Here is a 23,768-nt window from a genome sequence, read left to right as displayed (position 1 = left end):
CCTACAAGTAGGATTAAGACAGTCTATGATGATTTCTCATCACTTCCTTACAGTTTGTTGTTCTGTGTACTTAAACACTGTACAGCTTCAATTCAATTCACATACCAAAACGCTTGATTCAGTTAATTTCGCTAGTAACTCATTTCTTCAATCTTCATCAATCAGTAATAAATCACTGTTAATGTCGATCTTAAAAACGAGTATGAACAAATTATTTCAACTCAAATATATTCTGTTAATGATTTTTCCAGCCTTCGTCAGGTCAGGAAACTGTGATAAATCACAGAAGTTAATAAAATGTAAACCAATGTCTACCTCTTACTAATTTCTATAATCTAACTACTTAGCTTATATATTGAAGAACAATATATGGTGGAGACTAGGAGAGTCGAACTCCTGACCTCCTGCGTGCAAAGCAGGCGCTCTACCAACTAAGCTAAGTCCCCAGCTTATCAATAAGTCAATGTTTCTGTTTTTCTGTATTCAGCATTTAATAATGCTTGTTAGTCAGATTTGGTGGGTCTGACAAGACTTGAACTTGTGACCCCACGCTTATCAAGCGTGTGCTCTAACCAACTGAGCTACAGACCCTCAGATACATCGTCATGAAGAACAACTTGTTGTGGATTCTTACCAATCGTCAATCTTTCGTTAAGGAGGTGATCCAGCCGCAGGTTCCCCTACGGCTACCTTGTTACGACTTCACCCCAGTCATCGGCCACACCGTGGTAAGCGTCCTCCTTGCGGTTAGACTACCTACTTCTGGTGCAACAAATTCCCATGGTGTGACGGGCGGTGTGTACAAGGCCCGGGAACGTATTCACCGCGGCATTCTGATCCGCGATTACTAGCGATTCCGACTTCATGGAGTCGAGTTGCAGACTCCAATCCGGACTACGATCGGCTTTTTGAGATTAGCATCCTATCGCTAGGTAGCAACCCTTTGTACCGACCATTGTAGCACGTGTGTAGCCCTGGTCGTAAGGGCCATGATGACTTGACGTCGTCCCCGCCTTCCTCCAGTTTGTCACTGGCAGTATCCTTAAAGTTCCCGGCTTAACCCGCTGGCAAATAAGGAAAAGGGTTGCGCTCGTTGCGGGACTTAACCCAACATCTCACGACACGAGCTGACGACAGCCATGCAGCACCTGTATGTAAGTTCCCGAAGGCACCAATCCATCTCTGGAAAGTTCTTACTATGTCAAGACCAGGTAAGGTTCTTCGCGTTGCATCGAATTAAACCACATGCTCCACCGCTTGTGCGGGCCCCCGTCAATTCATTTGAGTTTTAGTCTTGCGACCGTACTCCCCAGGCGGTCTACTTATCGCGTTAGCTGCGCCACTAAAGCCTCAAAGGCCCCAACGGCTAGTAGACATCGTTTACGGCATGGACTACCAGGGTATCTAATCCTGTTTGCTCCCCATGCTTTCGTACCTCAGCGTCAGTATTAGGCCAGATGGCTGCCTTCGCCATCGGTATTCCTCCAGATCTCTACGCATTTCACCGCTACACCTGGAATTCTACCATCCTCTCCCATACTCTAGCTTCCCAGTATCGAATGCAATTCCTAAGTTAAGCTCAGGGATTTCACATCCGACTTAAAAAGCCGCCTACGCACGCTTTACGCCCAGTAAATCCGATTAACGCTCGCACCCTCTGTATTACCGCGGCTGCTGGCACAGAGTTAGCCGGTGCTTATTCTGCGAGTAACGTCCACTATCCTAGAGTATTAATCCAAGTAGCCTCCTCCTCGCTTAAAGTGCTTTACAACCAAAAGGCCTTCTTCACACACGCGGCATGGCTGGATCAGGCTTGCGCCCATTGTCCAATATTCCCCACTGCTGCCTCCCGTAGGAGTCTGGGCCGTGTCTCAGTCCCAGTGTGGCGGATCATCCTCTCAGACCCGCTACAGATCGTCGCCTTGGTAGGCCTTTACCCCACCAACTAGCTAATCTGACTTAGGCTCATCTATTAGCGCAAGGTCCGAAGATCCCCTGCTTTCCCCCGTAGGGCGTATGCGGTATTAGCATTCCTTTCGGAATGTTGTCCCCCACTAATAGGCAGATTCCTAAGCATTACTCACCCGTCCGCCGCTAGGTAATGTAGCAAGCTACATCACCCCGCTCGACTTGCATGTGTTAAGCCTGCCGCCAGCGTTCAATCTGAGCCATGATCAAACTCTTCAGTTAAAAATCATTAGTAGCTTATGGCTACAAATCTTGGCTCATCAATTTTCTGACAAATATTTCTCAAATAAACTTCGAGTAATTTCTACCATCAATCAATGAAATATTTTCGATCGATCAATCAGTAAAAATCCACACAAGTTGTTCTTCATAATCTCTTAATGATCTTCTTGCTGATTCGTCATCAGCAAGCTAGGTCGGCTATACTACTCTCTTTCCAGAGAAAGTCAACTGGTTTTGTTAATTATTTTCAAACTTATTCAAGGCTTTCAGATTCTACCGCTTGGGCTAAATCCTTGTTTCTCAACAAGTTTTAATCAACATCACCGCCGATGGATGTGCATTCTACAGCATTTCACACCCAACACAACCCCCTTACCTTAATTATTTATAAAAAAATCTCCAACTGTTTACTTATTCAGCAAAATTACGATTTTTTCTTATTTTTTGAGTGAAAAGGGAACAATTTCTCCAATTTCATTTCGATTTTTTTCTTGCGATTTTTTTTCTTGCCACTTTAATGCACGACAATCCACATATTCACAATAACCACTTTCGCCATGCTCTTCATAATTATCCATTTTGAGTTGATATTTAAAGCTACCCACATAACCCGCAGCCAAACCAAATTTAAAATCACCACGACTTTGCGCGTAAAGATGAATGTGATGTCCCAGCTCGTCTTGATAATGCCATTCAAACTCTCGCGGTAAATACATTTTTTGCCCATTAGGGGTTTTCACAGCAGGATAAACACGATGAACTTGAAAGCGCACCATCCGATCAAACATATGGGTTTGTTGTTTTTGCAAATCACGTATATAGATACGTGACTGTACAATTCGATTAAACGAATCTCGAATTTGTTCTAATAATAGCTGACGCTGATCCACCAGATTAATGACTTGATATGTGAAAAATGCTAAGGGTAAATAACTAAAGTCGATACTGCGCGCGTATTCAAAAGCCCCTAACTGGTCAATGTCATAGCGCTGTTCTTTATATTTAACTTCTCCCTGACATCGACACAATACAGACCAATGCTCGGCAAGACCAAAACGCAATTTGGTGAAATGTGAAATCAGTGGTGTTGTTGTTATTTCAATCTCAAAACTCAATTCTGTATCTTTTCTTTGAATTTGAAATTTTGGGAATGCTCCCATGAGCTGTTCTTTATTGGCAAATTTAAATGTTTTTTCCTGAAATGAACATTCCGCAGAAATTGAATAGCGGTTCAGTTGCCCTGCCATATGTGGACTACTGCTGGCCAATACAGTAGCGGTATCTAAGGGTGTAGTTCTGATTGCACTGTTATTCCGAAACATGGGCGTATTGGGCTGACCAATCATGCTCAAAAAATTTAAATAATGTAATGGTGCAGGAAGATTGGGAATGGTTAAAGCTTGATGAATAATTTTATATTTTTTATTGGGTGGGTGATAAGCAGGAAGTGACCGTGAAGGAGCCTGATTAAGTTGTTTAGACTGATCGAGAAAATCTTGAAACAACCACATATCATACTCCTTCTACATATCATTAACTCATGATGGGCTTTGCTGACGTCGTGCTAAAAACGTAGTAATAAAGCCAGATAATGCATAAATCAAGGAAATAACTAAAATACCCACAGGAATATTGTAAGTCATTGCAGCAAAAATAAAGACCGCGATAGGAAGGACAAAAAATGGTACTCGCTTACGATCTACCGTTTTAAATGAATAATATTTAATATTCGAAATCATGAGGAGTCCGACAGACACAATCACTGCTGCGCTAATGGCTTGAATCCCCCGCTCACGAATATCAAAAATTTCGGGGAAATCGAGTCCGACCCAAACCAATGAAATAATAATAATCGCAGCAAGTGGACTAGCTACACCAATAAAGTAACGCTTATCGACCACACCGATTTGCACATTAAAACGAGCTAGACGGAACGCAGCACAGGCGGTGTAGACAAAGCAACACGCCAAACCTATACGACCGAGCGAATCCAAACTCCAGCTATACATCAAAATAGCGGGTGCAACACCGAATGCCAATAGATCAGATAAAGAATCATACTGCTCACCAAAAGCACTCTGCGCACCAATTGCTCGTGCAACACGGCCGTCCAAGCCATCCAATAACGCTGCCAAGAAAATGGCATAAATCGCTTGCTGGAAGTTGCCATTCATACTGGCAATGATGGAATAAAAGCCTGACAACAACGCTGCCGTTGTAATCAGGTTCGGCCACAAATAAATACCTCGACGTTTTACTTTTTGACCTTCCTGTGTGTGCTCTTCTTCTTCTACCTCAAAAGTAATCCCATCAAAAGTAGGCGTACTGCGGGGTGAAGATTCGCTTTCAGGTTTATTTATATTTGTCATTCTCTGTCGATCCTAATGTAGCCTTTTCTCTTATAGTCTATCTTTATTCGCCAACTAACCAACGAACAGCAGCATGACCACCATTTTCACTCATACGCAAATGTGGGAATAACCATTGTAGCGCTTCATCTGCATCTTCAGAAAACTTCCAAGGTGGGTTAATCACCAATAGACCACAACCGTTTAAGCCCACTGGAGTGTCATCTGGCCAAACACATACTTCACAGATCAACTGACGGCGAATACCGGTTTTAATCATTTTCTTTTCAAAACGATCAATCATGGCACGGTCTTTGATTGGATACCAAATTGCAAACACACCCGTTGGCCATTTTTTATATGCAGTCGCTATGAGATCAACCAATTGAGGGAAATCTTTACGCTCCACTTCATAAGGTGGATCAATCATCACCAATCCGCGTTTTTCTTTGGGTGGAATAACACCAAATAGCCCTTCATATGCATCGCGCTCATGTAAGCCTGCGCGTTTATCACGAACGTTGTAATACAACTGTTGGAATACATCACGCTGCATTTCAAAAATGGTGGCTTTATCGATTTCGCGCATGCCTTCCAATGCAAACCACGGCGAACCTGGATAAGCGCCTTTACCTGAACCTTCACGCATTTTTTCAACAATTTTTAAATACTGCTGAACACCCTCAGGTGCATTACGCTTAATCGAGTCATCAAGTTTTACTAAACGGTGAATACCATTTAAAAACTCACCCGACTTTTGTGCTTCTGAAGTTGATAAATCATATTTACCAGCACCGCCATGCGTATCAATATAACGATACGGTTTATCTTTTTGATTGAGGCGAGTCAAAATCTGAAGCAAAAGGACATGCTTCATGACATCTGCAAAGTTACCTGCATGGAAGTGGTGACGGTAATTCATGTTTCTATCATTCCTAAAATCAATGAGTATTTTAGCATGAAAAATAGTTTCGTTCAGATTGCTTTCATACACTAGAATAACCGTGGCTTTTCTTTGTCTTTTTTAGGTTAATAATGTAATGGAAGCAGTTCTTCTCCCAAAGTATTGGAATGTTGATCAAATCCTAGATGATTTAGATCAACATGGTTTTGCCATCATTGATGACGCCTATTCTAATGACTATGTACATCAACTCATTGAAGAATGTACTTCGAACTTAAACCGCTTTCGTGAAGCCGCTATTCAAAACGGTGTCATCAGCAAGATCCGTAGTGATCACATTTTATGGCTCAATCCCGAGCTCGTTATTTCCCATCAACATGTTCAAGCCCTTTATAGTTTGGGTCAGGAACTAAATCGTGCCTTTTATCTTGGTATTCGAGACGTCGAAGCACATTTTGCTTGCTATAACGCTGGCGAGTTTTATGCCCTGCACCGTGATAACCCTCAAGGCAAAAATGGCCGCATGATTTCTACGGTTTATTATTTACACGAAGACTGGCAAGACGGTTGGGGCGGTGAACTTCATCTACAAGATAAAAATGACATTTGGCATGTACTACAACCTAAACCGAATCGTATTGCATTGTTTCAAAGTGACTTACTGCATGAGGTTTTAGAAGCCAAACATCAGCGTTTATCGATTACTGGGTGGTTACGGAGTGACAGTACAATCCTGTGATTCAAGCAAAAAGACTTTAAATTGTAAGAAGTATCCTCATATACTGAACATCAATTGATGAGGATGTAACCGATGCGTGCCAGCAGTCAACAAATTATTCAGCGTATTGGTGAAACAGATCAACTCTACCTACAAGGCAATAGCCCTGAATTAGCCCTTGAGCGTGCTGATTTGCGCTTACAGTTGGTCACACTAAGCCAACTACGTCAAGAGCAAGTCCACTTTTTACAAGAAGCGGTGGTATTACTTGAGCAAGGTCGAATTGAGTTTGAGGAAATGCCTCTGTCTTTGTACCTCAATTTGTCTTTGCACCTTGCAAAGGCTTATATGCTGTACTTTGAAATCACCAAAGAAGATCGCTTTGCACTAATTACACAGCAAATTTTAAAACCACTGACCAGCTATGGTCAGGGCGATATTTACCTATTTTTGGCCTATGCCTCGGTCAGTAGAAAAGAGTCGGCATTGGCACGACACTGGCTTGGCAAATATGCGAAAAGTACCGAGTTTGATTTCGTTTTACTGCGTGAACATGCCGCTTTTGTTGACCTTCATCAAGAAGATTGGTTTATCAAGCTGATGCAAAGTAAATTGCACTAAAATGTACAAATAAAAAAACGCCTGAAATCAGGCGTTTTTTTTATGGGTCAATTCTACTATTCAAATGACAATGGCATAAAATCAATTTAGGCAGTTTGAAGTTTATAAGCATCAAGATGTAGCTGTTGATTGAGTTCATCAACCATAATTGCCCAATCATCATCTTGAACCAAATGACTGATTAATAGCGCACGTTGTGCGGAATTCCAAAACGGTGCGTCGTGTAAAGATTGATGAGCAGGAAGTTGATGCGTACGAATATATAACTCGATGGCAGCCGCACTATTGGCGAGTCCCAGTTGCGAAAATAAAAGCTCTAAGGATGGTTTATGTTGACTGAGCATCTCGGCCTCCTTATCAATACTATTGTCAATTATTATTAAATTAACTTATATGTATTTTCTAAAAAAACCTAGTCATAAAACTAGGTTTGTTGTTTCAATTTGTGATTATAAATGACACGAACCTGAAAGCGTATGTTCTGTATGCAATTGTTCATTTAACAGGTCGACCACCATTGCCCATTCATCATCTTTTTTCCAATTACTGATAATGAAGTCATGTTGTGCTTTTGACCAAAAGGGTGCTTTATGCAATGGAACATCTGAAGTAAGTTGGTGTGTTTCAATAAACTGATCGATTGCTTCTGCACTCGCATCAAGCCCCAATTGTTCAAATAAAAGTTCTAAAGTCGGTTGTTGGTCAAACATCATTATTCTCCTCAAGCCCTGATCATGCCCTTTTAGAATAAACCTTTGCCCTTCTACGCTCAGTTGTATCTACATCACAGCATGTTATTTTTTGTTCAACACACTACCCATATAAAAAAAGCACCCCAAACGGAGTGCTTTTTCAAAACAGATCTTGAACAGATCGGTTTTTAATTATTTAAGCATGTCAGCAATTGCTGCGCGCTCTTCTTCAAGTTCTTGAAGAGTTTTGTCCATACGTTCACGGCTGAACGCATCGATTTCTAGGCCTTCAACACGTGTGTATTCGCCATTTTCGCAAGTTACAGGAACACCATACATTACGCCTTCAGGAATACCATAAGAACCGTCAGAAGGAATACCCATCGTTACCCATTCGCCATTTGTGCCAAGCGCCCAATCGCGCATATGGTCGATAGCAGCGTTCGCAGCTGAAGCAGCTGAAGACAAACCACGCGCTTCGATAATCGCAGCACCACGTTTACCAACAGTTGGAAGGAATACATTCGCGTTCCAGTCAGCATCGTTGATTTTGTCTTTTAAGCTTTCGCCGTTTACAGTTGCAAAACGGTAGTCAGCATACATCGTTGGAGAGTGGTTACCCCAAACAGTCATGTTTTTGATGTCTGCTACAGCAACACCCGCTTTTTGAGCAATTTGAGTCAACGCACGGTTGTGGTCAAGACGTAACATTGCTGTGAAGTTTTTCGCTGGAAGATCTGGAGCAGATTTCATTGCGATGTAAGCATTTGTATTTGCAGGGTTACCTACAACAAGTACTTTAACGTCACGGCTAGCAACTTCGTTTAGTGCTTGACCTTGACCGATGAAGATTTCACCGTTCACTTTCAATAAGTCAGCACGTTCCATACCAGGACCACGTGGACGTGAACCAACCAATAACGCGTAGTCAGCATCTTTAAATGCAACTTTTGGATCATCAGTACCGATCATGCCAGCCAATAATGGGAAAGCACAGTCGTCTAATTCCATCATTACGCCTTTAAGCGCAGCTTGAGCTTTCTCAAAAGGAACTTCTAACAATTGCAGAATAACTGGTTGGTCTTTACCTAACATTTCGCCACTAGCGATACGGAATAATAGGCTATAACCGATTTGACCAGCAGCGCCAGTAACGGCAACGCGAACAGGTTGCTTCATGTACTTATCTCCATTTGAGGAACGTTATATGATTAAATAGCTGTTCTATCTAATCTTAATAATCATAAACGGCAAAGATTGTACTCCAATACTTTGGCAGATGCATGTAAAAGAGAATGAATTCCAACAAAAGTATGATAGGAAATATAAATTAATTTAGGGAAAGAGATTAGTAAGAACCCTTGATCGCAAAAGAATTTGGGCAGTTTTCTTGTATATTCTCTGCACAACCTTTGTACTGACCATTGGGTTTATAACAGACCTTGACTTCGGTCAAAATATTGGTTTGACGGTGAGTACGGCAGCTAAAACGCAGCCCGCTTGCAGGTAGTCCAGGATTCAAACGTTGGAACTGTCCACGTAAGCTATGCAGTTGCGCGGTTTTATTTTCAGATGAAGTCAAATCTGCGGGAATTTTTAAACGTTCTGCATAATTAATCACGTTACGAAAATATTGACTGGCACTCATCGGCACACACCCCCCAATCTCTGCCCACAATTGGCGACGTGCATGCTCATCGGGCATCACCCTAGCCACCACTTTGGCCTGAAGTGGTGACAGCACTGCTGAGGAATTGGTCTGACACTCTCGTGTTGTAGTTTCAGGATACAAGCCAGTGATGTTGAGCGAATAGCCTTCCAAACATTTCCGTTTCTTTGAGCCTTGGTTATCGAACAAACACACGGCGGGTGTCATTTGAACTTCCATCACATAGCCAAACACGGTCGGTGTTGCATGGGCTGATGTCGCAAAAAATCCCATAGCTATGCCGCTGCTGATCAACAGCAGAAGCTTTTGCGTTAAGACTGATTGGGATGACATCAAAACCATAAAATGCCTAGGCCTTTATCATTGACTTCTAAAAGGGATATTTTGCATGCGCTGGGTGATTGACTGTGGTCCCTGTCCAAGCAGAACACCATAATGGGTCGCATTACTCATGACATGCTTGACGTAATCACGAGTTTCAGTCAGAGGAATACTTTCTGTGTATTGGTCCGCCGCAATCGGCTGATTTTCAGGCTGCCAACGGCGCGCACGATTTGGCCCTGCGTTATAACCTGCTGTGGCAAGTACAGGACTATTACTTAATTGGCTTTGAATCATGGACAAGTAGAATGTGCCATAACGAACATTGGTATTCATATCACTCAGTGCAGCAGGATTATAGGTTTCACCCATTTGTCTAGCGACCAGTTTTGCCGTATCCGGCATGATTTGCATCAAACCACCTGCCCCAACATGCGAGCGAGCATGGGTAACAAATCGGCTTTCTTGGCGCATTAACCCATACGCCCATGCAGGATCTATGCCTGCATTGCGACTATGGCTGACCACATAGCTTTGATGCGGCATGGCATAACGATAACTGTAGTTATGCTGCTTGACGGTTCGATCTGCTGCATAGATCGCGCGGTCATACCATCCCATTTCTGTGGCACGTTTAGCAGCAGCCAAAATTAAGCCATCATCTTGTTTTAAATAAGCTTGTCGAACGGCCCAATTCCATTCACGGTTAACATAATTGTCTGGCGCATTGACGTTGCGCAGTGCAAAAGCACGGCTAAAGTGAATATCTTGACTCAAACGCTGCGCATCCGCATTGCTCGGTTGGGTATTGGCTGGAATTGTTTGATAACGCTGACCAATACGATCTTTTGCCAATAAGTTATGATAATCGTCACCTACTGACATTTTTTTGAAGATCTCGCGCGCCAGTGCTTTTGACTTTGCATCACCACGTTGTTCTGAAGCGCGGGCTAGCCAATATTGCCAGCGATCTTCTTGTTTTTGCGTCACACTCATGCCATCAATGGCACGAATGACACTCTCCCATGCGCCGAAACGAATGGCTTGGCGTGCATAGATTTCAGCTTCTTCTTCACTCAGTGCTAAACCATAGCTCCGATCGAAGGCTTGCAACACTTCCACATTAAAATTGTTTTTCATAACGGTTGTGCCACCGATATACCCCACAGCGCGGTACAATGCTTTTTGCACCGACTCAGGTGTACTCTCTGCAGCACGCTTGACCGACGCCAGTGCAGTATTTAGATCACTGTCGGCTAAACGGCCAATGGCATAAATTAAATATGCTTGATCTGCCGCCGACGCTTTCGGTGCGGACCATAGATAGTTCAGTGGATCGGCTTGAATGCTATTCAGCTGCGCCAAAGACAGATTCATGCCAATGGTTTGTGCGGTTGCAATCGATTGACCTGACTGCCCTGCACGCAGCTGTGCCCATAGGCGTTGTTGTTTGTCTTGTTCCGTCATCAGTGGACTAGACAACATCATGCGGCCTAGCCCTGTACAAGATTCAGGTTGTGAATTAGTGGTGAGCCAAACATCTTTATATTCGGCAAAAACCAAAGGATCGCCTGACTTGGCATGGACTTGCGCCATAGCACAGCTTTCTGCGCGATCTGCATTGGACACATAGGCCAATACTGGCTGCGCAGAAGCAAAGTCTGCCATTTTGACTTTTTCTTCGATGTAATCTGCTGCTAACTTCTCAGCCATAGCAGATTGCGGATAGCGCTGTGCAAAATTGACAATATTCGCCGCAGGTTGCAACGCCAAATTACTGTTAAGCACCCAGTATTCAGGATAATAGCCCAGCACATCACCCTGCATACTGCTTTGATATTGCTGTAATAAACCAACATTGCCTGCATTTGCTGCACGCAAGGCATCATTAAATTGTTCATCTGCGGCATGTGTCGCTGCCGATAGACCCAAGGCAGCCACACCCAACGCAAACACTTGATAATATTTATTCTGTAATCGTTTTAACATGGGTTTGCCTTCAGTCATCTTTGGATTGCCTAGTCTCGTCTCATCATTTTCATTAGTTTAATAACTCATAACAGACTCTATTGTTCTCTTATGTAACCTTATGATTAGACAATATTAATTTTCCTGCATTTTCACTTCACAAATCAATCTTTTTAGCTTCAGATTTAAAGCTATAAGTTTATTTAGATTTCCTGCTAAAATATGCGCCTTTCGTAGATTTCACATGGTGTTTGATCGTCCTTTTTTGTCGCCATTCAAGCTCTGCTTTCGCCGCCACAGATACCGATCAGACACAAAAACCTAGATTTATCCCCCCCTTAGGAGCCTACATGACGGTTCAAACCTTCATTCCAAATGGTGCCCAAGCTGCTTCAGAAAACACTGTTACCCAGCCACAGCACACCCCAGCCATCGATGGATCAGTTAAAAAACTGTATATCGAAACGCAAGGGTGTCAGATGAATGAGTATGACAGTCACCGTATGGCAGACTTACTTGGCGACTCGCACGGTTATGTGCTGACCCAAGATCCGAAAGAAGCCGATATTCTACTGATGAATACCTGCTCGATTCGTGAAAAAGCCCAAGAAAAAGTGTTTTCTGAATTGGGTCGCTGGCGCAAGCTGAAAGACAAAAATCCAGACCTGATCATTGGTGTCGGTGGTTGTGTGGCCTCTCAAGAGGGTGACAACATTCAAAAACGTGCCAACTATGTCGACATGATTTTTGGCCCGCAAACCTTGCACCGCTTACCACAAATGCTGGATCAGCACTTTGATCAAATCGAAAAACCCAAGAAAGAAAAAATCAAATTGGTGGATATTTCTTTCCCGGACATTGAAAAATTCGACTTTTTACCTGAACCGCGTGTGGAAGGTTACAAGGCTTTTGTTTCAATTATGGAAGGTTGTTCAAAATATTGTTCATTCTGTGTAGTGCCCTACACCCGTGGTGAAGAAGTTTCTCGCCCGCTGGATGATGTTTTAGCAGAAATTGCCACCTTAGCCGAAAAAGGTGTCCGTGAGATTTCTTTGTTGGGTCAAAACGTCAATGGTTACCGCGGTGAAACGTTCGAAGGCAATATCTGTACTTTTGCAGACTTGTTACGTCTGGTTGCAGAAATTCCGGGGATTGGGCGTTTGCGCTACACCACCTCACATCCACTTGAGTTTAATGATGACTTAATTGAATGTTACCGTGATCTACCACAAATGGTATCGCATCTACATTTGCCCGTACAAAGCGGCTCAAACGATGTATTGCAAGCCATGAAGCGGAACCACACCATTGATGTGTATATCGACAAAATTGCCAAATTACGCAAAGTTCGTCCAGATATGCATTTATCAAGTGACTTCATCATTGGTTTCCCGGGTGAAACCGATGCGCACTTTGAAGAAACCTATCAATTCATCAAAGATATGGACTTCGACCATTCCTACAGTTTTGTCTATTCAAAACGTCCGGGTACACCTGCGTCTGATCTTGAGGACACCACCTCTGAAGACGTGAAAAAAGAACGCCTCAGTAAAGTTCAAAAATGGATCAAACGCTCAAGTATTGACAAGACCGATGCCATGCTCGGCACCATTCAACGCGTTTTGGTCGAGAAAGTTTCAGACAAAGATCCAAACCTACTGATTGGCACGGCGGATAACACTCGTTATGTGAGTTTTATTGGTGATGCAGCATGGGTCGGACGTTTCGCTGAAATCGAAGTGACAGAGATTAAAACTTTGAATTTTGTTTATGGTGAACTCTTGAATCTTGAGCCTGACGTGGCGTAATGTAAGGGAATAGATTCTGACTACTTAAAGGAATTCTCTTGACTGCAGCGATTCGACGTACAGTAACTTTTCCTGGGGTTTCAATAGAACGTTTAAAGAGCATGCTCGGTGCTTATAACGGTCATTTGAAACAAATCGAACAGCGTTTAGATGTCACTATTTCCCATCGAGGTGATGCATTTTATGTCGATGGTGAAATGGATGCAGTTGAGAGAGCCGAAGGTCTGCTCCATCGCCTGCATGAAGAAGCAGAAAATACGGCACAAATCAGTGCCGACACCTTACACCTCATGATTCAAGGCAGTCAGACTGACCGTGAATTGCAAGAAGACCTCGACGGGCAAGAGCACACTGGTTTAGATGAAGTGTGGCTCCAAACCCGTAAAGGTCGTATCAATCCACGTGGTGCCAACCAAAAGCGTTATGTGCAGCGTATTCTACAAAGCGATATTTCTTTTGGTATTGGACCTGCGGGTACAGGTAAAACCTATCTCGCAGTTGCAGCCGCAGTCGACATGCTAGAACGTAATGAAATTCAACGGATCTTATTGGTTCGTCCTGCCGTTGAAGCGGGTGAAAAACTCGGCTTTCTACCCGGTGATTTAAGCCAGAAAATTGATCCGTATTTACGCCCACTCTACGACGCCTTGTATGAAATGCTTGGTTTTGAAAAAGTAGCCAAACTGATTGAACGTCAAGTGATTGAAGTGGCACCACTGGCGTATATGCGTGGTCGAACTTTAAACCACTCTTTCGTGATTTTAGACGAAGCGCAAAACACCACGCCTGAACAAATGAAAATGTTTCTCACACGCTTAGGCTTTGGTTCGCGCGCAGTGATTACTGGCGATATCACACAGGTCGACTTACCGCGTGGTCAGCAATCTGGTCTGGCGCATGCTTTACGAATCATCGACAAAATCAAAGAAATTCACATTACCCGCTTCCACTCTCGTGATGTGGTACGCCACCAATTAGTGCAAAAAATTGTTGAAGCTTATGAGGGATGGGATGCAGAACAACATCGCTTAACGGCTGAAGCTCGTGCTGAACGCAAAGCGCGTCAAGAGGCCTTAGTGGCTGAAAATGATGCCGCTGCCGATGCTCAGCATTAAGTTAAAGTCTGCGGGCATTTTAAAATGCCCGCAGATATCATTATTTAAGGATCTATTTTGAAACTGAGTCTTTCTCTACAACAGGACTTTCAAGCACCTGAGTTGGTCTTGAAACGTGGCTATATCAAAAAAGTTGTAGAAACTGTTTTACGTCATATTGGTACACAAAGTAACTGTGAAGTTGGTATTGCTTGTGTCGACCATGACGAAAGTCATAAATTGAATTTGGAATATCGCGGCAAAGATAAATCAACCAATGTATTGTCTTTCCCGAGCGACTTACCCGATGAAATGGCGCAAATCCTTGACTCATTTCCCATTGGCGATTTGGTCATTTGCATTCCTGTGGTGCTGTTGGAAGCGAAAGAACAAAACAAAGCGCCACTGACGCATTTCACTCATATGTTGGTACATGGCACTTTGCACCTCATGGGCTATGACCATGAAACGTCAGAAGCAGATGCTGAAGAAATGGAAGGCATCGAAATTGAAATTTTGGCTAAACTCGGTTTTGAAAACCCTTATTTAGAACAATAATTACTAGATCTGAAACAACTTACCCGATTCATCTCGATGTGTCGGGTTTATTTATGCTAAAAATAATACAAGATGAAAAAATAGATGAAGAGATTATAAAAATGCATACACCAATTTCAAAACTACTCTGCATTATCGCCCTATCTTGCACTACACCACTTTATGCCAAGAGCAATGATAAAAATCAAACATCCTGTCAAGAAGTGAAGTTTCAAGACACTGCTCAGGCGTGGGCTGGACATTATTATTTGCAGGGTGTTATGGAGGTCGGTTCCGAGCTTTTACTAGAGACCAACGGTAAATTTAAATGGTACTTAGCTGTCGGCTCTTTAGACCAATATGCCGAAGGAACATGGTGGAAAAACGGCAACTGCATTGGTTTAAAAGCATTACCGAAATATAGCAAGCACTTAGAAATTTTTCCTACCCGCCTAGATGTGGAAGAGTCTCATTTAACTGTGACTTGGATCGGTGGGCGTCAAGACGGGGCCTATGTCCGCGCAACCCAATAAACTGAGCGAACCCAAATAGCATAACAACTTAAAACCAATATACGGCCATTTAAGTCTGAAAATGAGAACATGCTTACTCAAGTCAAGACAGCATGTGAATAAGCCGAGACTTATCCACATTTTAATAAAAAACGGCTGTTAATCAGCCGTTTCTGTATTTCTCAAGATTTTTAGAATTGATAGCGGAAAGTTAGCGTTGCATTACGTGGTGCACCATATACCATACTATTTTTACCTAAGCCTTCGTAATATTTCTCATCAAACAAATTGTTCACATTCAGTTGAAGTTTAATATTTTGATCAACTTGATAAGCTGCCATTAAGTTCGCCAACACATAGGCATCTTGAGTGATTCGTCCTGCAGTCTCATCTTTATATGCCTCGCTCTTATAGTTTAAGCCACCACCAAAGCTCCATTTATCGAGTGTATATTTAGTAAATAGATTGGCTGAAGTTCTCGCAGCAGTCGTTTGTACTTTTTTGCCATTCGCATCTTCTGCATTAAAATGAGCGACACCAAAACTCATGTCCCAGTTATTGGTAATTTTACCATCTAACTCTATTTCAAATCCTTTACTCTCTACACCATCTGCACTTCTGTAAATATCTACTGGTTTATTATCAATCTCAATCGATCCACTTTTCTCAGCCACATTATTTTGCTGGGTTAAAAATACCGACATTGATGCATTAAGCTGTTTGTCAAAAAACTCTCCCTTCAAACCTGTTTCATAACTTTTACCTTCACGTGGGTCAAGATATTGCTGATTCGCATCTTGCTTATCTTCTGGTTTAAAAATCTCGGTATAACTTGCATACCATGAGTAATCTTCTAAGAAGTCGTAAATCAATCCTGCGTATGGTGTCACTTTATTGTCAAATTTACGATTGCCTTTACCGTCAGCACTTTCATACTCCCAGTTAGATACACGTACACCTGTTACTAACTTTAAAGGCTCTAACAAAGTAAACTTACCTGCTAGATAAGCCCCTGTTTGCGTGGTTTTATTAGATGGATTTGCGACATTATTATTAATGGATCCAAGAATTTTTGATGGTGTAAAATTATTAAAATCAATCGTCCCATTATCTAAAGTTGGTGATCCATAATAACGGTCAGTCAGCTCACTTTGGTTATACATAAATCCAGCAACAACCTCTTGCTGTAGTCCACCCAAAGTGAAAGGTGCAGAAAAATAAACATCCGCATTATTTTGCGTAGTCTTTGACGTATCTGTATACGGATACAAACCTGCACTACTATTGGTTGCTTTATCTACAGATTCGGACCACAGATATAATAATGCTGTCTCTGCATCAATTTCGCGGTAATCATAATTTACGTTCAACGTAATATCATTAAATAACTTCTGCTTAAACTGGGCAAATGCTGTAGTTGTATTGGTATTCCAATAGGTCCAATCGCTAGTCACTGTTAAATCACGATCAAAATCTGTTAACGAGCCATCATTATAAAATGCAGGTAAACCACCCCATTTAATGCCTGAACGATCAAGCTCCTGATAACTTGCGCCGACGGACAGATAGGTGCTATCTGTTAAATCTGCATCAAGCACACCATAAAATAAATTATTTTCTTTTTCGTACAAATCTGCGAAAGAGTCTGTGCTTTCATGTTTAACAACAACTCGCCCACGCACAGTACCATCCGCATTTAAAGGTGCAGAAATATCTGCCATGCTATTCCATGCATTCCACGAACCATAAGAGCTGCTTAATGTCCCCGTTAACTCTTTTGCATTGGCATGTTTTCGGATCATATTAATGGCAATTGCTGGGTTTCCTGCCCCTGTCATTAGCCCATTAGCGCCTTTCACCAATTCCACACGATCATACATACTCAGGTCTGGATCACTTGCAATGTCCAATTCAGACGAACTCGGAACACCATCAAATAAATAGTAATCCACATCAAACCCACGTGCTGTCGGATATTGACGTTCATCCCAGCGATTGGTAGTGACTCCTGTCACGCTGTTCAACATATCTTGGAAAGAATTAATATTTGCATCATCTAAATACTCGCGGGTTAAAACTTTAACCGACTGCGGTGTTTCGCGAAGCGACAAATTTAATTTGGTCGAAGTACTGGCACTCTTAGCCGTATAACTTTTTGTTCCTTCTGTTACGGCTGGATTCTCTTCCTCAGCCTGAACAGTGATGGTTTCAAGCTGGGTGCTTTCATTGTCTATTGCTGCTGCAGATGCTAACGTCGGGAGAAATACCGTTACTGCTGCCATAGCCAACATCAGTGGGCTAACTTTGAAGCGATTCAATGTTGGAGAGTTGTACATAAAACTATGTCCTTATAACAGGGATCGAATATTTAAAGGCATGCACGCTCTCACCCCATCGCTTCGCTATAAAGAAAGATGCCTCAATGCTTAAAAAAATATTTAACAAAAAATACACCGCAAATGATAATTATTTTTATTATCAATTCAAGTTTTAGAAAGTAAACCTAATTTGTTGTTTTTTATTACTTAAAATAATTAAAAGCCAAAACAAATAAATAACATATTGTTTTTTAAAATTTTATTAAATTTAAATTAATTATAATAATTTCGCATAAAGAAGTGCACAGTTCAGTGCACTTCAAACTCTGCCTCTGCTGGATCAAAACGCCATGTACGCACAATGCGTAACTCAGAAATATCCTTCATTTTGGCATCAAATCCACCAAATGGTGCAGCCTTGCGCACCGAGGCTTTTGCAGCCTCATCGAGCATCTCATGACCTGAACTATCAATCAGGCGAATAGCTCGGATGCCTCCTGATGCATTTAGAATCACCATTAAACGCACTTCACCCGCCAGCTGCTGCTGTTTAGCTGCTTCTGGATAGTAACGGTTGCCATAAAATTCCACTTTCTGACGGAACTTTTCAAGATAGGCGGCCGAAATATCTTGCTTGGCTTGAATACCATCGACTGTTTTAATTTTTTGCTGACGGCTAAAGTTTTGTTGGCGTTGTAAATATTGCGCTTCAAGGCTGGCCACCATTGCTGCTTTGGCTTGAAACTGACTGTTCATTTCTTCCATGGCTTTTTTGCGCTGGTTATCCTCAGCTTGTTTTTGCCAACTCAAAGTCGTCATTAACAGTTTTTCTTCAAAATTCAGCTCACGTTTTTGTTGGATCTGTTCTAAAGTTTCACGCTGCTGTTCGCCTGTACTTTGCTCAAGCATTGGAGCGGGCATGTCACTCGACATGCGATGTGACTCACGAAAGGTCCCTGAACCTTGTTGATCGGCTTGCGCTAAAAAATCTGCATTTTCAATTTTTTGATCAGAAGGACGCAAGGTAACGGCAATTTCTTTCACTGCCGCATCATTTTCTTGAGGTATCGCAAATTGCAAAGTCAAAATCACGAGATGCAAAAATACCGCCAGTACGACAGTCGCTGTAAAAATTGGGTCTTTCCACCAATCATGAGCCAAAGGCATTACATTTATTTTTCTAAGCATCACACCAAACCGACAATTTGTCTTGTTCCCCAAAGCGCAGGCGCGCAGTATAAAATAGACACAGTCTTCATTTTATTGCGTAGAATGAGACCTTGTGCCCTTTAGATTCACTGTTTTATAAAATCATGAAAATGGTGCAATTAATTTTGCTAAACTGCAAGGTTCATGAGCAGTATTTTTCAAACATTTCGACCAGAGATCTGATCGCTCAAACACGTTGATTAGCTAGGACGCCTCTATATGCAAACGCTTATTTCCAACATTTCAAATCGTTTACGCCAAGTTTATCAAAAGGCGGAAGGATTTATTGAGGATGAGCGCGAGTTTCCAATGTCTCAAGTCTTTTTAAATGCCACTTTTCAACGTTTTGTGACCGACAACGTGAGAATGTTGAAAGACCTGCATGCCGACTTACATGATGATTGGTTACGTTTATACGCCACGCTCGATTATAACGGGCTCAAACTCACGCTTTCGGTAGATTTGAAACTGGCACAAATGGAGTTAAATAAAAAAACGCAGTTGATCGTATTTGAGCAAATCAGTGACACCAGTGTGCTGGATGCTGAATACCCAACGGTATTTCATAAAATTGGCGTGCGCTGTGCCCTATTCTTTTATCAAAAAGTCCTGAACCAAGACCCCTTAGGCATGATTTTAGAAAAACTGAATGTGATTAAAGTCAAAGATGATCTGCTGCATTTGGATCTGAATCGCTGGTTAGAAAAAAATCGTTCTATTATCGATACCTTAGGTAAAGTCCATGTCAATCATGCCGTGTTACGTGAAGCAGAATTAGTAGTAATCGGTAATGTCAACTTAACGGCATTGTTCAATAAGTTTTCGCAAACCTCGATCGATGACTTGATTGAACCTAATCTAGACGAAAGCACGGTCTCGCCAATACGACAAAAATAATTCAGGATGCTGCGACTAAAATGTGACTTAAGGTGGGTAAAAGAAACATAAAACTACAGTTTGCCCTATGTTTCGAATTTTTTCTTCATAATCAACGTGCATAATATTTCTATGCAAAAAATTTGTGCCTACAACTGAATAGGAAACTTTTTCTTATGGCTAAATCAATGTTGAAAACAGTCGCAATGGCAACAGGTGTCAGCACCTTGCTCTTTGTCGGTTTCTCAAGTCAAACCTTTGCCATGAGTCCATTCCAAGCCAGTTATCAATTTAACTATAATGGCAAAAACATGGGCTCAGCGTCACGTACGTTATCGAAATCGGGCAACAACTGGAACTATGTCTTTGCAGCCAAAGCTGGTGGTATCGCCTCTGCAACCGAAAGCAGTCGCTTTAGTTTTAATGGTAAGCAAATTCAGTCCAGCAGTTTTCGCCGTAGCAGTAAAATTTTGGTGCATAACAACACCATGAGTATTAACTTCAATCCAGCGGCAAAAACCATCAATACTAAGAAAGACAAAGAAGCGCGTTCTTTCGCTTGGAAAGCTGGCGTACTGGATGAACTGAATGCCGAATTACAACTTCGTGAAGACATCAAAAATGGCGGTTTAAAATCGACTTATTATTTGGCCGATGCTAAAGAAGTCGAAGCACGTAAATTTGTGAAGCAAGGTTCTGAGTCAATCAAAACCGATTATGGCACCTTTGACACGATTAAAGTGGTCATGAAACATGACAAACCTGGCCGCGAAACCATTTTCTGGTTAGCACCTAAATTGGACTACCTTCCAGTCAAAGTTAGCCATGTGGATAAGAAAACATCCTATGGATTGCTATTAACGGGTTATAAAGGTGCAAGCAATTAGTCATTTTGACGAATTTTACTTGCATTTTTTCAGGTGCTTCCTAAAATACGCTTTTGCTTGAAAAAGCACCTGCCCCTAGAGGATTCTCCCGTGTACGCACTAGAACAGAAAATCTTAAGCGAAGGTATCGTTCTATCTGATGAAGTTCTGAAAGTTGATGCTTTCTTAAACCACCAAATCGATCCGGTTATGATGCAATTAATCGGTAAAGAATTTGCTGCTCGTTTTAAAGATGCAGGCATCACTAAAATCATCACGATTGAAGCATCAGGTATCGCACCTGCAATCATGGCAGGTTTAGAACTGGGCGTGCCCGTTATTTTTGCGCGTAAATACCAATCTTTAACCTTAAAAGATGACCTTTACCGCTCAAAAGTCTTTTCGTTTACCAAACAAACGGAAAGCACGATTGCAATTTCAAATAAGCACATCAGCTCAGCAGACAAAGCCCTCGTGATTGATGACTTCTTGGCTAACGGTCAAGCAGCATTGGGGCTGATTGACCTAATTCACCAAGCGAAAGCAGAAGTTGTCGGTGTCGGTATTGTGATTGAAAAATCATTCCAACCTGGTCGTGACATTTTGCTTGAAAAAGGCTACCGCGTTGAATCTTTGGCACGCGTAAAGTCTTTGGCAAATGGTACTGTTGAATTTGTTCGTGACTAATCACGGCGTTTAACTTCAAAAAAGAGCACTTCAGGTGCTCTTTTTTTGTCACTCAGATGACCCGCGGGTCATCCACATGTAAATGCCACATTTGCGCTGTAGGTTATTTTTAATTTAAAGTAAAAATATATCGTTTTTTTTCAATTTAATTACACACTGAAGTTGGAGAAACGCGATTTATATAGCATGATCAAATCTAAAAGGTAATGTCCACTTTCTAAGAGCAAAACCAATAAAGACTAAACTGGATACTATTTTATAGAGATACCGTATTGAATGATAAATAAGAAACAATTAACTGAACGATCATTTACCCCAAGCCAATTATCTGGCTTTGATGGCGCGCACTCCATTCAACTCCCCCGTAGACTTCATTCACGACTTGAGTAAAGCAGACTCATTGCAAGCTGTTTTAGACACCATTGCTTACTGGATTTCTCACGTGTTTGATGCGGATCGGGCCAGTATTACCCTGCAAGATACTGAAGAATATCTCAAGCTGTATTCGATCTCAGGTAATCATGCGATTCCCATGGATTTTAAAATTCCGATTGGGCAGACTTTTGTCGGACGAGTTTTTGCCCAATCTCAACTGATCATTTGCGATGATCTCGCTCAGTCGGATGAGCTGGATTGTAAAATGCTTTCCGAGCATGGCATGGGCACCTGTATGGATGCGCCCATGATTCACAATGGCGTGTGTATTGGCACCTTAAATGTGGCAGATCAACGTAAATATCACTACACCCTACAACAAGCGATTCTTTTACAGAGTCTCGCCACTTGGTTAGCTTTAAACATTAAACTGCATTTACAAGTGCAAGAAATGGCGGTCTTAGCGTCTACTGACGAACTCACAGGAACCTTTAACCGCCGGGTATTTGTGCAAGAAAGCAATCAAACCATGCAACATTTCAGCCATGCTCGCGTGCCATTTACGATAGGCATCTTAGATATTGATCACTTTAAACAGCTGAATGGCTGTTATGGGCATACCGCAGGTGACCATGTGCTGAAAAAGATGACCAAAAAAATAAAAGGTATCCTACGTGAGGGCGATTTTTTAGCTCGTATTGGCGGTGAGGAATTTGCGATTATTTTACCTGCCTGCTTGGGTGATGAAGCCATGCGTGTCTTTAAACGCGCAGATAAAGCCTTGTACTGTGCCAAGCAAGCAGGACGAAACCGAATTCACTTTGCCAACTAAATCATATTTAAAAATTCAGCATAAAGTACTTAAGAAAATTACAAGTTTAATAAATATTATTGCTGCAAGTTCAACTAAGATTTACTCTAGATTTAGTTGTTTAGATCTTTCAAATTCAAGCGCAAAATACGGTTGTTCTGCGCAACGTGTCATCCACACCGTAAAACGGCTGCCAGCTTCAATCACTGGTCACCCGAATAGGCCAATAGACTATGGAAAATACAATTCTCTGCCCAAAATGTGGCTCTAGTGAGGTTGAAAAACGCAATCACGAGCAACAACTGACTAAAATTGGGGGCGTATTGCTCAGTTCGGCAGGTGCAACCGCTGGTACTGTCGGTGGTGCAGCATCTGGAGCCTCTATTGGCGCAGCGATCGGTGCAGCGGCTGGACCTCTTGGGGTGATTATGGGTGGTACCATTGGCACTTTTGTCGGCGCGGTCAGTATTGGTGTAACAGGCGGATTTTTAGGACATCGTTTTGGTAAAAAAGCGGGTGTGATTGTCGATAAAAATGTATTTCTTGACTATAAATGTCTCAAGTGTGGTACAAAATTTAAAGAACAGCATCTGACGCCAGCTCAATAATAAAAAGCCCATCAATGATGGGCTTTTTCATGTCTCAATGCCTAGGCTTGTAGTTTCTTCACCACTTCCCCAAGACGCTTACCTTGAGCTTCGCACAGCACTTTTTCATCTTGGCTTAAGCGCTGATCATGTCGAGGCCCACTGACATGGCTAGCGCCATACGGTGTTCCACCTGTTTTAGTATGTGACAATGCGGGAATAGCATTGTTCAACCCTAAAATCATCATGCCATGATGAAACAATGGTGGCAGCATGGTCAATAAAGTACTTTCTTGCCCACCATGCATCGAACCTGACGAGGTAAACACACAAGCCGGCTTGCCATGCAAAGCTCCATTGAGCCAAAGACTGGTGGTCTGGTCGAGGAAATATTTCATTTCAGAGGCCATGTTACCAAAGCGGGTTGGTGAGCCTAGCGCCAAACCTGCACAGTTTGCCAAGTCATCTAAACTACAATAAATATCGCCTTCTGCAGGAATACTCGGCTCTGCTTCCTTCACCACAGCCGCAATATTTGGCACCGTTCGAATTTTAACTGCAACACCACTGGCTTCAATTCCATTTGCAATCAGATGCGCCATTTCACGGGTACTGCCGTATTTGCTGTAATATAAAACTAAAACATAGGTTTGCATG

22 protein-coding genes, 2 tRNA genes and 1 rRNA gene are annotated in these 23,768 nt (G+C 42.1%); 11 read left to right on the top strand and 14 right to left on the bottom strand.

Annotation, left to right across the window (positions count from 1 at the left end; all coding sequences use genetic code 11):
* Positions 1-370: 370 nt before the first annotated feature.
* The 6 genes from AC4CU2_RS02355 to AC4CU2_RS02330 form a co-directional block, all read right to left on the bottom strand.
* Positions 371-446 (bottom strand) — tRNA-Ala (locus AC4CU2_RS02355).
* A 68-nt stretch (positions 447-514) separates the two neighbouring features.
* Positions 515-591, bottom strand: a tRNA-Ile gene (locus AC4CU2_RS02350).
* A 61-nt stretch (positions 592-652) separates the two neighbouring features.
* Positions 653-2,190 (bottom strand): 16S ribosomal RNA (locus AC4CU2_RS02345).
* Between the two features lie 437 nt (positions 2,191-2,627).
* The gene (locus AC4CU2_RS02340) at positions 2,628-3,701 is read right to left on the bottom strand and encodes a DUF6670 family protein (RefSeq protein WP_490768217.1); all 1,074 of its coding nucleotides are present in this window, start codon (positions 3,699-3,701) and stop codon (positions 2,628-2,630) included.
* 27 nt (positions 3,702-3,728) lie between these two features.
* The gene (gene pssA / locus AC4CU2_RS02335) at positions 3,729-4,559 is read right to left on the bottom strand and encodes a CDP-diacylglycerol--serine O-phosphatidyltransferase (RefSeq protein WP_058870331.1); all 831 of its coding nucleotides are present in this window, start codon (positions 4,557-4,559) and stop codon (positions 3,729-3,731) included.
* A 43-nt stretch (positions 4,560-4,602) separates the two neighbouring features.
* Positions 4,603-5,460 carry a 23S rRNA (adenine(2030)-N(6))-methyltransferase RlmJ gene (locus AC4CU2_RS02330; protein WP_004691214.1) on the bottom strand — a complete coding sequence of 286 codons (858 nt, stop codon included), beginning with the start codon at positions 5,458-5,460 and terminating at the stop codon, positions 4,603-4,605.
* 118 nt (positions 5,461-5,578) lie between these two features.
* Here AC4CU2_RS02330 and AC4CU2_RS02325 point away from each other — a divergent pair, with 118 nt between their 5' ends.
* On the top strand, positions 5,579-6,181 hold the full coding sequence (locus AC4CU2_RS02325) for a 2OG-Fe(II) oxygenase (protein ID WP_004691216.1): 603 nt from the start codon (positions 5,579-5,581) through the stop codon (positions 6,179-6,181).
* Between the two features lie 72 nt (positions 6,182-6,253).
* Positions 6,254-6,781: a hypothetical protein gene (locus AC4CU2_RS02320; protein WP_004691217.1), complete on the top strand. Its 528-nt coding sequence runs from the start codon at positions 6,254-6,256 to the stop codon at positions 6,779-6,781.
* An 86-nt stretch (positions 6,782-6,867) separates the two neighbouring features.
* Here the strand turns inward: AC4CU2_RS02320 and AC4CU2_RS02315 are convergent, their stop codons facing one another.
* From AC4CU2_RS02315 to AC4CU2_RS02295, 5 genes are all read right to left on the bottom strand, one after another.
* Positions 6,868-7,125, bottom strand: a complete 258-nt coding sequence (locus AC4CU2_RS02315) for a DUF2789 family protein (RefSeq protein WP_004691219.1) — start codon at positions 7,123-7,125, stop codon at positions 6,868-6,870.
* A 105-nt stretch (positions 7,126-7,230) separates the two neighbouring features.
* The gene (locus AC4CU2_RS02310) at positions 7,231-7,491 is read right to left on the bottom strand and encodes a DUF2789 family protein (RefSeq protein WP_004691222.1); all 261 of its coding nucleotides are present in this window, start codon (positions 7,489-7,491) and stop codon (positions 7,231-7,233) included.
* A 174-nt stretch (positions 7,492-7,665) separates the two neighbouring features.
* Positions 7,666-8,652 (bottom strand): malate dehydrogenase, encoded by a 987-nt coding sequence (locus AC4CU2_RS02305; protein ID WP_004691225.1) that lies wholly within the window; start codon positions 8,650-8,652, stop codon positions 7,666-7,668.
* 169 nt (positions 8,653-8,821) lie between these two features.
* Positions 8,822-9,484, bottom strand: coding sequence for a ribonuclease T2 family protein (locus tag AC4CU2_RS02300; RefSeq protein WP_004691227.1), 663 nt, complete (start codon positions 9,482-9,484; stop codon positions 8,822-8,824).
* Between the two features lie 18 nt (positions 9,485-9,502).
* Complete coding sequence (locus AC4CU2_RS02295) at positions 9,503-11,470, bottom strand: lytic transglycosylase domain-containing protein (protein ID WP_490768216.1); 1,968 nt, start codon at positions 11,468-11,470, stop codon at positions 9,503-9,505.
* Between the two features lie 311 nt (positions 11,471-11,781).
* Between AC4CU2_RS02295 and miaB the strand changes: the two genes are divergently transcribed.
* From miaB to AC4CU2_RS02275, 4 genes are all read left to right on the top strand, one after another.
* On the top strand, positions 11,782-13,239 hold the full coding sequence (gene miaB / locus AC4CU2_RS02290; RefSeq protein ID WP_078426188.1) for a tRNA (N6-isopentenyl adenosine(37)-C2)-methylthiotransferase MiaB: 1,458 nt from the start codon (positions 11,782-11,784) through the stop codon (positions 13,237-13,239).
* A gap of 38 nt (positions 13,240-13,277) precedes the next feature.
* Positions 13,278-14,354, top strand: coding sequence for a PhoH family protein (locus AC4CU2_RS02285; RefSeq protein WP_004977846.1), 1,077 nt, complete (start codon positions 13,278-13,280; stop codon positions 14,352-14,354).
* Between the two features lie 57 nt (positions 14,355-14,411).
* The gene (gene ybeY, locus AC4CU2_RS02280; protein WP_078426187.1) at positions 14,412-14,891 is read left to right on the top strand and encodes an rRNA maturation RNase YbeY; all 480 of its coding nucleotides are present in this window, start codon (positions 14,412-14,414) and stop codon (positions 14,889-14,891) included.
* A 101-nt stretch (positions 14,892-14,992) separates the two neighbouring features.
* Positions 14,993-15,403 (top strand): hypothetical protein, encoded by a 411-nt coding sequence (locus AC4CU2_RS02275; RefSeq protein WP_490768215.1) that lies wholly within the window; start codon positions 14,993-14,995, stop codon positions 15,401-15,403.
* Between the two features lie 170 nt (positions 15,404-15,573).
* On the opposite strand, the gene AC4CU2_RS02270 is transcribed toward AC4CU2_RS02275, so the two are convergent.
* Positions 15,574-17,718, bottom strand: a complete 2,145-nt coding sequence (locus AC4CU2_RS02270; protein ID WP_490768214.1) for a TonB-dependent siderophore receptor — start codon at positions 17,716-17,718, stop codon at positions 15,574-15,576.
* A 291-nt stretch (positions 17,719-18,009) separates the two neighbouring features.
* On the bottom strand, positions 18,010-18,867 hold the full coding sequence (locus AC4CU2_RS02265) for an energy transducer TonB (RefSeq protein ID WP_490769199.1): 858 nt from the start codon (positions 18,865-18,867) through the stop codon (positions 18,010-18,012).
* 261 nt (positions 18,868-19,128) lie between these two features.
* On the opposite strand from AC4CU2_RS02265, the gene AC4CU2_RS02260 reads away from it, so the two are divergent.
* The 5 genes from AC4CU2_RS02260 to AC4CU2_RS02240 all read left to right on the top strand — a co-directional run bounded on the left by AC4CU2_RS02260 (position 19,129) and on the right by AC4CU2_RS02240 (position 23,132).
* Positions 19,129-19,806, top strand: a complete 678-nt coding sequence (locus AC4CU2_RS02260) for a hypothetical protein (RefSeq protein WP_490768213.1) — start codon at positions 19,129-19,131, stop codon at positions 19,804-19,806.
* Between the two features lie 155 nt (positions 19,807-19,961).
* Positions 19,962-20,672 carry a DUF3108 domain-containing protein gene (locus AC4CU2_RS02255; RefSeq protein WP_490768212.1) on the top strand — a complete coding sequence of 237 codons (711 nt, stop codon included), beginning with the start codon at positions 19,962-19,964 and terminating at the stop codon, positions 20,670-20,672.
* Between the two features lie 90 nt (positions 20,673-20,762).
* The gene (locus AC4CU2_RS02250) at positions 20,763-21,338 is read left to right on the top strand and encodes a xanthine phosphoribosyltransferase (protein ID WP_004691243.1); all 576 of its coding nucleotides are present in this window, start codon (positions 20,763-20,765) and stop codon (positions 21,336-21,338) included.
* A gap of 337 nt (positions 21,339-21,675) precedes the next feature.
* Entirely contained in the window at positions 21,676-22,545 is an 870-nt protein-coding gene (locus tag AC4CU2_RS02245; protein WP_270429434.1) for a sensor domain-containing diguanylate cyclase, read from the top strand.
* Positions 22,546-22,757: 212 nt separating this feature from the next.
* A complete protein-coding gene (locus tag AC4CU2_RS02240) occupies positions 22,758-23,132 on the top strand; it encodes a hypothetical protein (RefSeq protein ID WP_029575121.1) in 375 nt (124 codons plus the stop codon).
* Between the two features lie 41 nt (positions 23,133-23,173).
* Here the strand turns inward: AC4CU2_RS02240 and wrbA are convergent, their stop codons facing one another.
* Complete coding sequence (wrbA, locus tag AC4CU2_RS02235) at positions 23,174-23,767, bottom strand: NAD(P)H:quinone oxidoreductase (RefSeq protein WP_183175862.1); 594 nt, start codon at positions 23,765-23,767, stop codon at positions 23,174-23,176.
* Between the last annotated feature and the right edge of the window lies 1 nt (position 23,768).

It is taken from the genome of Acinetobacter sp. 797_lipA (assembly GCF_058243025.1).
The sequence above is the reverse complement of the archived record's forward strand: the minus strand, read 5'-3'. Positions and strand labels throughout refer to the sequence as shown.

Excerpts from the sequence above, each read along its gene's own strand:
- AC4CU2_RS02340 (WP_490768217.1), bottom strand. The coding sequence starts at position 3,701 with ATGTGGTTGTTTCAAGATTTTCTCGATCAGTCTAAACAACTTAATCAG.
- pssA (WP_058870331.1), bottom strand. The coding sequence starts at position 4,559 with ATGACAAATATAAATAAACCTGAAAGCGAATCTTCACCCCGCAGTACG.
- AC4CU2_RS02330 (WP_004691214.1), bottom strand. The coding sequence starts at position 5,460 with ATGAATTACCGTCACCACTTCCATGCAGGTAACTTTGCAGATGTCATG.
- AC4CU2_RS02325 (WP_004691216.1), top strand. The coding sequence starts at position 5,579 with ATGGAAGCAGTTCTTCTCCCAAAGTATTGGAATGTTGATCAAATCCTA.
- AC4CU2_RS02320 (WP_004691217.1), top strand. The coding sequence starts at position 6,254 with ATGCGTGCCAGCAGTCAACAAATTATTCAGCGTATTGGTGAAACAGAT.
- AC4CU2_RS02315 (WP_004691219.1), bottom strand. The coding sequence starts at position 7,125 with ATGCTCAGTCAACATAAACCATCCTTAGAGCTTTTATTTTCGCAACTG.
- AC4CU2_RS02310 (WP_004691222.1), bottom strand. The coding sequence starts at position 7,491 with ATGTTTGACCAACAACCGACTTTAGAACTTTTATTTGAACAATTGGGG.
- AC4CU2_RS02305 (WP_004691225.1), bottom strand. The coding sequence starts at position 8,652 with ATGAAGCAACCTGTTCGCGTTGCCGTTACTGGCGCTGCTGGTCAAATC.
- AC4CU2_RS02300 (WP_004691227.1), bottom strand. The coding sequence starts at position 9,484 with ATGGTTTTGATGTCATCCCAATCAGTCTTAACGCAAAAGCTTCTGCTG.
- AC4CU2_RS02295 (WP_490768216.1), bottom strand. The coding sequence starts at position 11,470 with ATGACTGAAGGCAAACCCATGTTAAAACGATTACAGAATAAATATTAT.
- miaB (WP_078426188.1), top strand. The coding sequence starts at position 11,782 with ATGACGGTTCAAACCTTCATTCCAAATGGTGCCCAAGCTGCTTCAGAA.
- AC4CU2_RS02275 (WP_490768215.1), top strand. The coding sequence starts at position 14,993 with ATGCATACACCAATTTCAAAACTACTCTGCATTATCGCCCTATCTTGC.
- AC4CU2_RS02270 (WP_490768214.1), bottom strand. The coding sequence starts at position 17,718 with ATGTACAACTCTCCAACATTGAATCGCTTCAAAGTTAGCCCACTGATG.
- AC4CU2_RS02265 (WP_490769199.1), bottom strand. The coding sequence starts at position 18,867 with ATGCCTTTGGCTCATGATTGGTGGAAAGACCCAATTTTTACAGCGACT.
- AC4CU2_RS02260 (WP_490768213.1), top strand. The coding sequence starts at position 19,129 with ATGCAAACGCTTATTTCCAACATTTCAAATCGTTTACGCCAAGTTTAT.
- AC4CU2_RS02255 (WP_490768212.1), top strand. The coding sequence starts at position 19,962 with ATGGCTAAATCAATGTTGAAAACAGTCGCAATGGCAACAGGTGTCAGC.
- AC4CU2_RS02245 (WP_270429434.1), top strand. The coding sequence starts at position 21,676 with ATGGCGCGCACTCCATTCAACTCCCCCGTAGACTTCATTCACGACTTG.
- AC4CU2_RS02240 (WP_029575121.1), top strand. The coding sequence starts at position 22,758 with ATGGAAAATACAATTCTCTGCCCAAAATGTGGCTCTAGTGAGGTTGAA.
- wrbA (WP_183175862.1), bottom strand. The coding sequence starts at position 23,767 with ATGCAAACCTATGTTTTAGTTTTATATTACAGCAAATACGGCAGTACC.